Raw genomic sequence first — 12251 nt, 5'->3', positions numbered from 1 at the left:
CGGCTTGCAAGCGCCGGGCGGCTCGCCTAAGTCTTGGAAAACAGCGATAAGAACAAGGTGCCCCAAAATGGCTGGCGACAAACAGAACCTTCAGGACGCTTTTCTGAACCATGTCCGCAAAAGCAAGGTTCCCGTCACGATCTTTCTGATCAATGGCGTGAAACTTCAGGGCGTTATCACCTGGTTTGACAACTTCTGCGTTCTGTTGCGCCGCGATGGTCAGTCGCAGCTTGTGTATAAACACGCGATCTCCACCATCATGCCGGGGCAGCCGATCAGCCTTTACGACGGCGAGGAATGATTGGCCGATCCGACTGAAACCCGCGAACGTCCGACCCGCGCCTATGTGATCCACCCGGATCTTGGCAATTCGCGCACGCGGCGATCCCCGGATCTGGCGCTGGAGGAGGCGGTGGCACTGGCCCACGCGCTGCCCGCCATCGACGTGACCGGGGCCGAGGTCGCCAAGCTGCGCAATCCCGATGCCGGCATGCTGTTTTCCAAGGGCAAGCGCGAAGAAATCGGCCAGCACATCAAGGCCGCCGCCGAAGGCGAGGGGGCGGAACTGGTGCTGATCGACGGGCCGGTGACGCCCGTGCAGCAGCGCAATCTGGAAAAGGACTGGGGCGTCAAGATTCTGGACCGCACCGGGCTGATCCTTGAGATCTTTGCCGACCGCGCCCAGACCCGCGAGGGCGTGTTGCAGGTCGAACTGGCGGCGCTGGCCTATCAGCGCACGCGGCTGGTGCGGGCATGGACCCACCTTGAACGCCAGCGCGGCGGGCTGGGATTCGTGGGCGGTCCGGGCGAAACCCAGATCGAGGCCGACCGCCGCGCCATCGACGAACAGGTCGTGCGTCTGCGCCGCCAGCTTGAGCGGGTGGTCAAGACGCGCGAATTGCACCGCAAGGCCCGCGCCAAGGTGCCTTATCCGATCGTTGCGCTGGTGGGTTACACCAATGCCGGAAAATCCACGCTGTTCAACGTGCTGACCGGGGCCGAGGTCATGGCCAAGGATCAGCTTTTCGCCACGCTGGACCCGACCATGCGCCAGATGGTGCTGCCCGGTGGGCGCCGGGTGATCCTGTCGGATACGGTGGGTTTCATCTCGGACCTGCCGCATGAGCTGGTCGCGGCCTTCCGGGCCACGCTGGAGGAGGTGCTGGCCGCCGATCTGATCCTGCATGTCCGCGACATCTCGCATCCCGAGACCGAGGAGCAGGCGGGCGATGTCGGCGAGATTCTGGACAGTCTGGGCGTCGAGGAGGACGTGCCGCTGATCGAGGTCTGGAACAAGATCGACGCGCTGAGCGCGCCCACGCGCGAAGCGTTGCGCCGCACCGATGCGCGCACCGAGGGTGTGCAGGCGATCTCGGCGCTGAGTGGCGAGGGGCTGGACGATCTGCTGGCCGCCGTCGAGGCGCGGCTGGCCGTGGCGCTGGATGAGCCGCGGGCCGAGGCCGAGCTGGTGCTGGGCCATGGCGACGGGCGGCGGCGGGCATGGCTGCACGGGCAGGGCATCGTCCTGCGCGAGGCGGTGGCCGAGGATGGCGTGCATCTGACCGTCGGCTGGACCGAGCGGCAGCGACTGGCTTTCGAGGCGCTTTGAGCGGTTGGGCCTTGAGGGTTTGCGGCTTGAGGGTTTTCGGCTTGAGGGTTTTCGGCTTGAGGGTCTGGCGGGGTTGCCTGTGGCGGACGGTGCTGTGAGTATTTGAAGAACGAAGAAGCGACGCTGTGGAGGCGTCGCTTTTTTTGTTTGGGGCCGGGGGAATGATTGTGGCGGTTATGCGCCCAGAGCAAGTTCGCGCAGCCATGGCGGGTTTGCGCCGGGGCGCGAGACGGTGACCGCTGCCGCGCGGGTGCCAAGGGTCAGGGCTTGCAGCAGGTCTTGCTGCGTCAGGGTGTCGATGCCATGGCGGGTCAGGCGGCCGGATTGGTGCAGCGCCGCCAGCACGCCCGCATTGAAGGTATCGCCCGCGCCGATGGTATCGGCGACATCGACCAGCAGGGCGGGGGCCGAGACGGGCGCGCCCTGCCAATGCGCCGTGGCACCCTGGGCGCCGCCGGTTTGCAGCAGCACCTTGGGGCCTTGCGACAGGATGTCCGCTGCGGCATCGGTGAAGCTTGTGCCCGGCATCAGCCAGTCCAGATCATCGGCGGAAAGCTTGACGATATCGGCCATCGCGATCAGGCGGCGCAGGCGCGCCCGGTAGGCATCGGCATCCTGAATGAAGAAGGGGCGGATATTCGGGTCCAGCATCACCGGCATCCGGGGGCGGGCGCGTTTCGCCAGTTCCTCGATGGTGTTGCCGCAGGGATCGGGGACAAGGCTGATGCCGCCGATGAAGAGCGCGCTGATGTCTTGCGACAGATCGGGCAGGTCCTCGGGGCCGAACATGCGTCCTGCCGAGCCTTCGTCATAGAAGGAATACCGCGCCTCGCCATCGGTCAGGGTGACGAAGGCCAGCGTCGTCAGCCGGTCCGAGCGCGGGCAGAGATCCGTGGCGACGCCCGCCTGCGTCAGCGGCTGCAGCAGCGTCTGGCCGAAATCATCGCGCGAAATCGGCCAGAGATAGCTGGTCGGCGCGCCCAGACGGCCAAGCGCGATGGCCGTGTTATACACCGCGCCACCTGCCAGCGGGCGGAAGCCGCCTGCCTCGGGCACCATATCTATCAGCGACTCGCCTGCGCACAGGATCACGGGCTGTCCTCCCCCTTTTGGTTTTTCGTCCTGATAGCGTTAACTGCCGGGGCCGTCGATGGAAATCGCGGGCAGATCGAAGCGGATCCCCTGTCCTGTGCCCAGTTGCACATAGCGGCCATGTTCGTTCAGCACCAAAAGCGCCGCCACCAGCGCCAGAGCGGCCAGCACCGCCAGCGCGATCTTCCACACCGACCACGGGCGTTCCCCCTGCACCCGCCCCGACTGGCCGTTCACCACGAAGCGGTAGCTTTTGCCGTTATAGCGATACGCGGCGGTCCAGACCGGCAGCAGGATATGCTTGAAGGTTTCGTCCGAGTGGCTGGTGCGGATCTGGCTGACCTGCTGTTCGTTGCCGCCGATCGCGCGGCGCACGTCCATGGCGATCACCCCGGCCATTTCCTGCTGGGCGATGTCATGGCCGGAAGCCAGCGGGATGGTATAGCCCTCGGCCAGAAAGCCCGCGAGGTAATCGGGGCGATAGGGCATCAGATGCGACAGATCCCACGGCGTCAGCGCGTCGGTGATGCGGCGGGGCAGGGCGCTGGAGGCCAGCACCAGCACATCGTTGAAATGCCGCTGCACCCGGCCCTGCACCGGGGTCCAGCGGGTGCGGCGCACCTGTTCGGCCACGCGCTGACGCTGGCCGTTGATCTCTCGCGTGACCCAGACCGTTTCGTAATACCAATCGCCGCGCGCGCCGGCATATTGCGATTGCGTCATCGCGTCGAAAGTCCAGAACGGCGAATAGATGCCCTGCAGCCGCTTGCCGCGCCGGGCATAGGCCGTCAGCCCTGAGGGCGCGAACCATAGCCCCTTGAGCCAGCTTTCCAGCGCCGATTTCGCCTGATCCTGCGTGATGATGAAGGGCAGGACGCCCTGCGGTTTGATCAGGCGCGTCGTTCCGGTATCGGTCACCACCGCCGTGGCGCAGAACGGGCAGGCCGAGGCGTGGCTGTCCGAGGTCACCTCGATCTTGGCGCCGCAATTGGGGCAGGATAGCGTGCGGTGGGTTTCCGTCAGGTCGCTGTCGCGGTCAAGGTTCAGGCCCTGATGCAGCGGCAGCTCGACGATCTCGGGGGCTTTGTGGCTGGCATCCCATTGCAGCGCCCGGCCCGTGGCGGGGTCGCGCAGGATCGCCGCATCGCCCCATGGCCCGTCCTGCGCCGAGCGGCTGGGCGCGCGTGCGGGGCCGGGGCCGATATCCTGCTGATGGCCGCAATAGGGGCATTTCAGGCGTTGCTGGCCGGGCGAAAATTCCAGCCCCGCGCCGCAATTCTCGCACGGGTAACGATATTCCGAGGGAGGCGTCGGCATGGGCGCGTCCGCTTAGTCCTGCCGGGGCAGCGGCGGGGGCGGCGGCGGGGGCGAGATGGTGAAAAGCTGTGCCAGTTCGGCCACCTCATCGGCGGGTTTCCAGCCGTCCTGACCGGGGGTCCAGACCAGCGTGTCGCGGGCAAAGCCGCCTTCGTTCGCCAGCCGCCCCAGCTTGGTGCGGCCATAAGGGCCCTGCGCCTGACCGTCCACGGCGATGTGCCAGACGGTTTCGGGATGCAGCGGCGGCGGGGTCTGCGCGGCGGGCGCCGGAGAAAGCTGCGCCGGGGCCGCGCCCCATGGGCCGCGCGCGCCTGCCATGGCGACGCCCATGCCCGCGCCCAGTCCCGCGCCGATGCCCGCGCCCATGCCGCCGGGCTGGGTCGAGGCGTTCAGCATCGCTTCGGACGCGGCATATTGGCCGAAGCGGTCCAGATCGCCGACGATCCCCATCGAGGTGCGCTTGTCCAGCATCTTTTCGACTTCGTCGGGCAGGCTGATGTTTTCGATGTAGAATTCCGGGATCGTCAGGCCGTATTGCGTGACGGTCGGGCTGATCGCCTTGGCAATCATGCTGCCGAACTGGCCGGTATTCGCGGCCATGTCCAGAACCGGGATGCCCGAGCCTGCGATCATGCGGGAAAATTCCTGCACGATGATGTTGCGCAGCTGGAAGCTGATTTCGTCCTTGGTGAATTCGCCGTCCGTGCCGACGATTTCCAGCATGAACTTGCCCGGATCGGTCACGCGCATCGAATAGGTGCCGAAGGCGCGCAGCCGCACCGCGCCGAATTCCGGGTCGCGGGCGATGACCGGGTTTTTCGTGCCCCATTTCAGGTCGTTGAAGCGGGTGGTGTTGACGAAATAGATCTCGGACTTGAACGGAGAGCGGAAGCCGTGGTCCCAGTGCTGCAGGCGCGTCAGGATCGGCAGGTTGTTGGTTTCCAGCATGTAGAGGCCGGGGCCGAACACATCGGCAAGCTGGCCCTCATGAATGAAGACGGCGGCCTGACCTTCGCGGACGGTCAGCTTGGCGCCGTATTTGATGGCGCTGCCGACGGTCGGAAAGCGATAGACCATGGTGTCGCGGGTATCGTCGGTCCATTCGATGATGTCGATGAACTCGCCGCCCAGAATGTTGAAGATCGACATGCTTCCGTCCCCTTTGATAACGTGGGTCACGGACAGGCCCGCCCTGGGCGCACCGTCCCGAAATGGTTCACACGGGCGATCCTAGCCCCGGTTCAGGGCTGCGGACAAGGTTTGAATATCGCCTTGCAGCAGCGCCGGTTTTTCCGTGCCGCGACCGGGTTGGCGGCGGATCAGCAGGCGCGGGTCAACGGGTGCGGGGCTAAACGTCGGTCGCCAGCAATTCGCGCGCGATCTGCAAGACGATGGGCCGGGCCTCGGCCTCGGTCATACCGGGGCGCAGGCGCGGATCGTACAGGATCTGCAACAGCAATTCGTCATGCGGGGTCAGTTGGGCGAATTCCTCGTCATCGTTGAAGATCGAGGGGCGCACCATCGGGCTGTCATTGACGAGGCCAAGGCCCTGCGCCAGTTCTTCGTGGAAACACGAGGTCCGCAGCCGGGCAGGCGCTTCGGCCCGGATCAGGGCCACGGCCTGCACATAGGTCGAGGAGCTGCCCCGCGAATAGGCAAAGACCGTGCAATAGTTCTGCGGGGCCAGCGTGACCAGCGCCTGAATGTCCTCGGGCGGGATGCCGGGAACAAGTGCGGCCAGACGCGGGCCGATGGCGCGGCGCTCGTCCTCGGACAGGATCAGGATGTCGTAATTGCCGTCGCCATTGGTCAGCCCGATGGGATGGCCGCTGGCGGCCTGCAGGCGGGCGGCGTATTTCGCGATCTCGGCCCGGTCGCGGTTGCGCTGGGTCGGAGCGACCGAGGCGCCGAATTCGATCCGCATCGAGATGGGCTGGTCCCAGCGCCGCAGCGGCGCGGGCGTGGATTTCGAGATCAGCCGGTCGCCGTCGCGGATATATTCGTCATGCAGCGCGATCAGCACGAAATCGTCGGTCAGCCGTTCCGGCGTCAGCTGGATTTCCGTGCCGCCATCTGTGCGCATCTTGCCGCGCGCCAAAAGCGTCTCTTGCACGCTGGTCAGATAGGCCCGCATGTTGCGGCTGGCGGGCGTATCGGCGGCGCTGGCGGCGGCGGCATTGGCGGCGCGTGCGGCGCTGGCGCGGTCGCGGCGCAGCGCGGCCTGCGTCAGGTCGGGGCGGTCCGGGCGCGGCAGGGGGGCTGCGGCGTCGATGGCATCGGGCGTGTCGGATTTCGGCAGGGCATCCGAACAGGCCGACAGCGCCAGCAGCCCCACAAGCAGCAGACCCGCGCGAAAGAACGCGCGGGGCATGGGGCATGTGGCTGGCGATGCCGCCCGGATCGTCATGACCGGGCCTGTGTCTGGCCGGGAAGCTGCTTTGCGCTGGCCGAGGCCAGCACCTTGCGCAGCTCCGCCTCCATCGTCTGCAATTCGGTTTCGGCGGCGGCGCGGCGGGTCTTGCCTTCGTCGGCGATGCGCAGGCTGTCTTCGATGGTGGCGATCAGTTCGGCATTGGCGGTGCGCACGGTTTCGATGTCGAACACGCCGCGTTCGATCTGGGACCGGATCGTGGCATTGGCCTGACGCAGGTTCCGGGCATTTGCTTCCAGAAGGTCATTGGTCAGGTCGTTGGCCTGCTTGACGGCCGTGGCCGCCTGCGCGCTGCGCTGGATGGTGACGGCCTGCGCCAGTTGGGTTTCCCAAAGCGGCACGGTATTGACCAGCGTGGAATTGATCTTGGTGATCAGCGACTTGTCGTTTTCCTGCACCAGCCGGATCGAGGGCAGCGATTGCATGGTGACCTGACGCGTCAGCTTCAGATCATGCACGCGGCGTTCCAGATCATCGCGCGAGGCGCGCAGGTCGCGCAGTTCCTGCGCCTTCATCACCTTGTGATCGTCCGGCGCCGCGTTCATCTCGGCTTCCTTGGCGGGCACATCCTCGCGGTCGATCTGGGCGATCTTCTCTTCGCCCGCCGCGATATACAGCGCCAGTTCGTCATAGAAATCCAGCGTGCGGTCGTAAAGCAGGTCCAGCGACTTGATGTCCTTGAGCAGCCGGTGCTGGTGGCCGTCAAGCTCGGCGGTGATATTGTCGATCTGCGCCTGCACCTTTTCGTAATTGGCGACGAATTTCGCAAAGGGCGCGGCGCGGCCGGTCAGGCGTTCCCAGAAGCTGCGTTCGCGGCGCACATCCAGTTCGCCCGCCGAAAAGCCGCGGATGGTGGTGACGATGTTGCGCAGCGACTCGCCGGCCGGGCCAACGTCCTTGTTCTTGACATCGGCCAGCATGGCCTGGCTGATTTCCTGCAATTCGTTCTGCGCCCGCGCGCCGAAATGCACGATCGAGCCGGTATCGCGGATGTCGATTTCGTCCATGCGCTTGCGGATTTCTTCGGCGACCGGGCCCTGCGCCTGCGCAAAGACGGGGGCAGCGGGCGGCGGGTCGGGCAGGACCACAGAGGTCACGCTCATGATTTCGGTCATTGCGGCTTCGGCGCTGGCCTGCGTCTTGGTCGTCATTCCGGTGGCCCTTTATGATGATAATCATGACCCCGCGCAGAATAGGCGGATTTTGTGAGGGTTCAATGGCAGTTGGCCAAGGCGCGGTATTTTGCCCAAGGTCTTGCAACTGCCGCGCAGGGGCCGCGCGCGGGGCGTTTTGGAACCGCGCGCACGCCTCGGCGTTGCGCGAAGCCCGGGGCGCGTGTAGAACCTGCCCGATTATGCGAGGGTTAAGGAGCCATCTATGCGCAGAGTTGTCGTTACCGGCCTTGGGATGGTCACCCCGCTTGCTTGCGGCGTCGAGGAAACCTGGACACGGCTTCTGGCCGGGGAATCCGGTGCCGGGCCGATCACACGGTTTGACGCGTCAGGCGTCGCCACGAAATATGCCTGCGAGATCCCCTTGGGCGACGGCACCAACGGCACGTTCAATCCCGACGACTGGATGGAGCCGAAAGACCGCCGCAAGGTCGATGATTTCATCCTGTACGGCATGGCTGCCGCGCAGCAGGCCGTCGAGGATTCCGGCTGGATCCCCGAGAGCGACGAAGACCGCGAACGCACCGGCGTGATGATCGGCGCGGGCATTGGCGGTCTGGCCTCGATCGCGGAAACCGCCGTGCTGATCAAGGAAAAGGGCGCCAAGCGCGTGTCGCCGTTCTTTATTCCCGGCGCGCTGATCAACCTTGTGTCGGGGCAGGTCTCGATCCGGTTCGGCTTCAAGGGGCCGAACCACGCCGTCGTCACGGCCTGTTCGACGGGTGCCCATGCCATCGGCGACGCGGCGCGGCTGATCATGCTGGGCGATGCCGATGTGATGGTGGCGGGCGGCACCGAAAGCCCGATCTGCGAAATCGGCGTGGCGGGCTTCAACGCCTGCAAGGCGCTGTCGACCAAGCGCGACAATGACCACAAGGCCGCCAGCCGCCCCTGGGACGAGGACCGCGACGGTTTCGTCATTGCCGAGGGCGCGGGCGTCGTCGTGCTGGAGGAATACGAGCACGCCAAGGCGCGCGGTGCCAAGATCTATGCCGAGATTCTGGGCTATGGCCTGTCGGGCGACGCCTATCACATCACCGCGCCCAGCGAGGATGGCGATGGCGGTTTCCGCTCGATGAGCGCGGCGCTGAAACGGGCGGGCATCGGGCCGGACAAGCTGGATTACATCAACGCGCATGGCACCAGCACCATGGCCGACGTGATCGAACTGGGCGCGGTCGAGCGGCTGCTGGGCGATGCGGCGGGCAATGTTGTCATGTCCTCGACCAAATCCAGTATCGGGCATCTGCTGGGGGCTGCGGGCGCGGTCGAGGCGATCTTCTGCATTCTGGCGATCCGCGACCAGATCTGCCCGCCGACGATCAATCTGGACAACCCCGCGCGGGAAACCGCGATTGATCTGGCGGCCAATGCCGCCGTGCGCCGCAAGGTGGATTACGTCCTGTCGAACAGCTTTGGTTTCGGCGGCACCAATGCCAGCCTTGTGATGGGCAAGGTGCAGGGATGATCTGGCGCAACATCGCGTCGAATTTCCTGACGCTGCTGGTTGTCATTTTGGTCGCGATGGCGGGCGCGGTCGCATGGGCGAAACATGCCTATGTGGCGCCGGGGCCGAATGCCTCGGCCGCCTGCGTGCGGGTCGCGCCGGGGGCCAGCCTGAATGCCGTCAGCCAGCAACTGGCGCAGCAGGGCGTGGTGTCGAACGCCTATATCTTCCGCGCCGGGGCCGATTATCAGGGCAAGGCGCGGGATCTGAAATTCGGGTCCTATCTGGTGCCGCCGAATGTCAGCATGCAGGATATCGTGAACACGGTGACCGCTGGCGGGCCGTCGACCTGTGGCACCGAGGTGATTTTCCGCATCGGCGTGCGCGAGAATTCGGTCGTGCTGCGCGACACGGATGCCCAGACCGGCGAGATGGCCGAGCAAGCGAAATACAACCCCGCGACCGAACCCGCGCCCGAGGCGATCACCGCCGCCGAGGCCAAGTCGGACGTGCGTCTGCGCCTGACCGTGGCCGAGGGCGTGACAAGCTGGCAGATCGTCGAGGGGTTGAAGCAGGCCGGTTTCCTGACCGGCGACATCGCCGATGTTCCCGCCGAGGGCAGTCTGGCGCCCGATACCTATGATCTGCAAAAGGGCGGGGCGCGCGCGCCGCTGCTAGAAGAAATGCAGCGCCGCCAATCCGCCGCGCTGGCCGCCGCATGGGAGGCGCGCGAGACCGGGCTGCCCTATGCCAATCCCGAAGAGGCGCTGATCATGGCCTCGATCATCGAGAAGGAAACCGCGGTCGCCGCCGAGCGGCGCGTGGTTGCCAGCGTCTTCGTGAACCGTCTGCGTGACGGAATGCGGCTGCAGACCGACCCGACGGTGATCTATGGCATCACCGAGGGCAAGGGCGTGCTGGACCGGGGCATCCGTGCGTCGGAATTGCGGCGGCGCACGGCCTATAACACCTATCAGATCGACGGGCTGCCGCCGACGCCCATCGCCAATCCGGGCCGCGCCTCGATCGCGGCGGCGCTGGATCCCGAGGATACGCAATATGTGTTCTTCGTGGCCGATGGTTCGGGCGGGCACGCATTCGCGCGCACTCTGGAGGAACACAACGCCAATGTCGCCCGCTGGCGCGAGATCGAACGCCAGCGCGGCGAGCCGCTGACGCCGGTGCAAAGCGACTGATTCCACGGCATCGGGGCGGGTGAAACCGCCCCGTTGCATGCAGCGTGCGCAACGGTGTTGCGCTGGGCAATTCATTGTTTTTCAGGGATTATTTACAAAGGGTAAAGCAACCTTTGGTTTAACGTTGACTCAGCGAACGCCCTAAAGTAGAAATTACACATGCTGGGAGAGATGGGCAAGCGGCCGGGTCATGGACCTTGGGCCGCTTTTTTCGTCTCTCGCTCGTGCGGACAGGCACACGAGGGCAGGGCGATACCGCAATGACGATCAACTTCGATCCGGGGCAAAAGCCACCGGAAGGCCCGTTCACGGTCGATGAGACCGACGAGATGGACGTGCTGGATATCGCGGATGGACTGTTTCGGTCCTACGCTGCGGATCTTGCCCGGCTTCGGGACAAGATCAGGTTGGGTGAAACTGATGAACTGAAGGAATCCGGCAAGCTGGTCCGCGCGCTGCGCGATGCGGCCCATCTGGTGCTGGAGGAAAGGGGCAAGGTTGACAAGCTTCGCAAGGATGCTGCCGGACAGGTCGGTGCAGGCGCACTCGACCTGGGCGCGGCACGAGATGAAGTCGGGCGCCGCCTGGCTTGCCTGCGCAGAGCCGGATGAGGTTGACGAGTTTCTGGGGGGGCTTAGCGACAACGCGCTGGCCTCGTTGCCGTGGCTGTTCGAGTTCTGGGCCTTGCCCCACCAGCTTCCGCCCGAGGGCGACTGGAAAAGCTGGGTCATCATGGGCGGGCGCGGGGCGGGCAAGACCCGCGCCGGGTCCGAATGGGTGCGCGCGCAGGTCGAGGGGGCGACCCCGGATGCACCGGGCCGCGCGCATCGCGTGGCGCTGGTCAGCGAGACCTTCGATCAGGCGCGCGATGTCATGGTCTTTGGCGAGTCGGGCATTCTGGCCTGCTCGCCCCCCGACCGCCGCCCGGTATGGGAAGCCGGGCGGCGGCGTCTGGTCTGGCCGAACGGGGCCACGGCGCAGGTGTTTTCGGCGCATGAGCCCGAGGCCTTGCGTGGCCCGCAATTCGACGCCGCATGGGTCGATGAGCTGGCCAAGTGGAAAAAGGCCGAGGATACCTGGGACATGCTGCAATTCGCGCTGCGGCTGGGCGAACATCCGCAGCAGGTGGTGACGACGACGCCGCGCAATGTGGGCGTCTTGAAGCGCATTCTTGGCGCGGCGTCGACCGTTACCACCCATGCGCCGACCGATGCGAACCGCGCCTATCTGGCCGAGAGCTTTCTGGCCGAGGTCGAGACGCGATATGCCGGCACGCGGCTGGGCCGGCAGGAGCTGGAAGGCCTGCTGCTGGACGATGTCGAAGGCGCGCTGTGGACGACCACCATGGTCGAAGGTTGCCGCGTCGAGACGGCGCCGAAGCTGTCGCGCATCGTCGTCGCGGTCGATCCGGCGGTGACCTCGGGGGCGGCTTCGGACGAATGCGGGATCGTGGTGGCGGGCGTCGTGTCCGAGGGGCCCGCGACGGAATGGCGGGCCTATGTGTTGGAGGATGCCTCGGTCCGGGGCGGGCCTACGGACTGGGCGCGGGCGGCGATTGCCGCGATGGACCGGCATGGCGCGGAACGGCTGGTCGCCGAGGTCAATCAGGGCGGCGATCTGATCGAAAGCGTGATCCGCCAGATCGACCCGCTGGTGCCGTTCCGGGCCTTGCGCGCCGGTCGCGGCAAGGGCCTGCGGGCCGAGCCGGTCGCGGCGCTTTACGAACAGGGCCGCGTGCGGCATCTGCGCGGGCTGGGCGCGGTCGAGGATCAGATGTGCCGCATGACCGTCGCGGGCTATCAGGGCAAGGGCTCGCCCGACCGGCTGGATGCGCTGGTCTGGGCCATCCACGAGCTGATGATCGAGCCTGCGGCAACCTATCGCCGTCCCTCGGTCCGGGGACTTTAGGGGGCCTGTCCCCCGCATCGCCGGCCCCTTGATCGGGCCCGCGCGATGCGCGCCACGGCGGGACGTGACTGCAACAGGG

11 protein-coding genes are annotated in these 12251 nt (G+C 66.0%); 6 read left to right on the top strand and 5 right to left on the bottom strand.

The window, feature by feature from the left end:
* The first annotated feature begins 67 nt into the window (after nucleotides 1-67).
* Entirely contained in the window at nucleotides 68-301 is a 234-nt protein-coding gene (gene hfq / locus GL284_RS10000) for an RNA chaperone Hfq (RefSeq protein WP_155044615.1), read from the top strand.
* Nucleotides 302-1609, top strand: coding sequence for a GTPase HflX (gene hflX / locus GL284_RS09995; protein WP_155044461.1), 1308 nt, complete (start codon nucleotides 302-304; stop codon nucleotides 1607-1609).
* A gap of 174 nt (nucleotides 1610-1783) precedes the next feature.
* Here the strand turns inward: hflX and GL284_RS09990 are convergent, their stop codons facing one another.
* From GL284_RS09990 to GL284_RS09970, 5 genes are all read right to left on the bottom strand, one after another.
* Nucleotides 1784-2701, bottom strand: a complete 918-nt coding sequence (locus tag GL284_RS09990; protein WP_341870349.1) for a carbohydrate kinase family protein — start codon at nucleotides 2699-2701, stop codon at nucleotides 1784-1786.
* 39 nt (nucleotides 2702-2740) lie between these two features.
* The gene (locus GL284_RS09985; protein WP_155044460.1) at nucleotides 2741-4018 is read right to left on the bottom strand and encodes a TFIIB-type zinc ribbon-containing protein; all 1278 of its coding nucleotides are present in this window, start codon (nucleotides 4016-4018) and stop codon (nucleotides 2741-2743) included.
* 12 nt (nucleotides 4019-4030) lie between these two features.
* A complete protein-coding gene (locus tag GL284_RS09980; protein ID WP_155044459.1) occupies nucleotides 4031-5167 on the bottom strand; it encodes an SPFH domain-containing protein in 1137 nt (378 codons plus the stop codon).
* 199 nt (nucleotides 5168-5366) lie between these two features.
* On the bottom strand, nucleotides 5367-6389 hold the full coding sequence (locus GL284_RS09975) for a DUF2927 domain-containing protein (RefSeq protein WP_230383013.1): 1023 nt from the start codon (nucleotides 6387-6389) through the stop codon (nucleotides 5367-5369).
* A 32-nt stretch (nucleotides 6390-6421) separates the two neighbouring features.
* A complete protein-coding gene (locus GL284_RS09970) occupies nucleotides 6422-7600 on the bottom strand; it encodes a toxic anion resistance protein (protein WP_155044457.1) in 1179 nt (392 codons plus the stop codon).
* Nucleotides 7601-7826: 226 nt separating this feature from the next.
* Here GL284_RS09970 and fabF point away from each other — a divergent pair, with 226 nt between their 5' ends.
* From fabF to GL284_RS09950, 4 genes are all read left to right on the top strand, one after another.
* Nucleotides 7827-9089, top strand: coding sequence for a beta-ketoacyl-ACP synthase II (gene fabF / locus GL284_RS09965; RefSeq protein WP_155044456.1), 1263 nt, complete (start codon nucleotides 7827-7829; stop codon nucleotides 9087-9089).
* Nucleotides 9086-10264, top strand: coding sequence for an endolytic transglycosylase MltG (mltG, locus tag GL284_RS09960; protein WP_155044455.1), 1179 nt, complete (start codon nucleotides 9086-9088; stop codon nucleotides 10262-10264). Before fabF ends, mltG begins: the two co-directional genes overlap by 4 nt.
* Before the next feature lie 260 nt (nucleotides 10265-10524).
* A complete protein-coding gene (locus tag GL284_RS09955; RefSeq protein ID WP_155044454.1) occupies nucleotides 10525-10875 on the top strand; it encodes a permease in 351 nt (116 codons plus the stop codon).
* Nucleotides 10832-12172, top strand: coding sequence for a DNA-packaging protein (locus tag GL284_RS09950; protein ID WP_155044453.1), 1341 nt, complete (start codon nucleotides 10832-10834; stop codon nucleotides 12170-12172). Before GL284_RS09955 ends, GL284_RS09950 begins: the two co-directional genes overlap by 44 nt.
* Nucleotides 12173-12251 lie beyond the last annotated feature (79 nt).

Origin of the sequence: Paracoccus shanxieyensis (assembly GCF_009711265.1) — a bacterium.
GTDB classification, from domain to species: domain Bacteria; phylum Pseudomonadota; class Alphaproteobacteria; order Rhodobacterales; family Rhodobacteraceae; genus Paracoccus; species Paracoccus shanxieyensis.
This window is presented reverse-complemented; position numbering and strand designations above follow the sequence as displayed.

Excerpts from the sequence above, each read along its gene's own strand:
- fabF (WP_155044456.1), top strand. The coding sequence starts at position 7,827 with ATGCGCAGAGTTGTCGTTACCGGCCTTGGGATGGTCACCCCGCTTGCT.
- GL284_RS09985 (WP_155044460.1), bottom strand. The coding sequence starts at position 4,018 with ATGCCGACGCCTCCCTCGGAATATCGTTACCCGTGCGAGAATTGCGGC.
- GL284_RS09950 (WP_155044453.1), top strand. The coding sequence starts at position 10,832 with ATGAAGTCGGGCGCCGCCTGGCTTGCCTGCGCAGAGCCGGATGAGGTT.
- GL284_RS09970 (WP_155044457.1), bottom strand. The coding sequence starts at position 7,600 with ATGACGACCAAGACGCAGGCCAGCGCCGAAGCCGCAATGACCGAAATC.
- GL284_RS09975 (WP_230383013.1), bottom strand. The coding sequence starts at position 6,389 with ATGCCCCGCGCGTTCTTTCGCGCGGGTCTGCTGCTTGTGGGGCTGCTG.
- mltG (WP_155044455.1), top strand. The coding sequence starts at position 9,086 with ATGATCTGGCGCAACATCGCGTCGAATTTCCTGACGCTGCTGGTTGTC.
- hfq (WP_155044615.1), top strand. The coding sequence starts at position 68 with ATGGCTGGCGACAAACAGAACCTTCAGGACGCTTTTCTGAACCATGTC.
- GL284_RS09955 (WP_155044454.1), top strand. The coding sequence starts at position 10,525 with ATGACGATCAACTTCGATCCGGGGCAAAAGCCACCGGAAGGCCCGTTC.
- GL284_RS09980 (WP_155044459.1), bottom strand. The coding sequence starts at position 5,167 with ATGTCGATCTTCAACATTCTGGGCGGCGAGTTCATCGACATCATCGAA.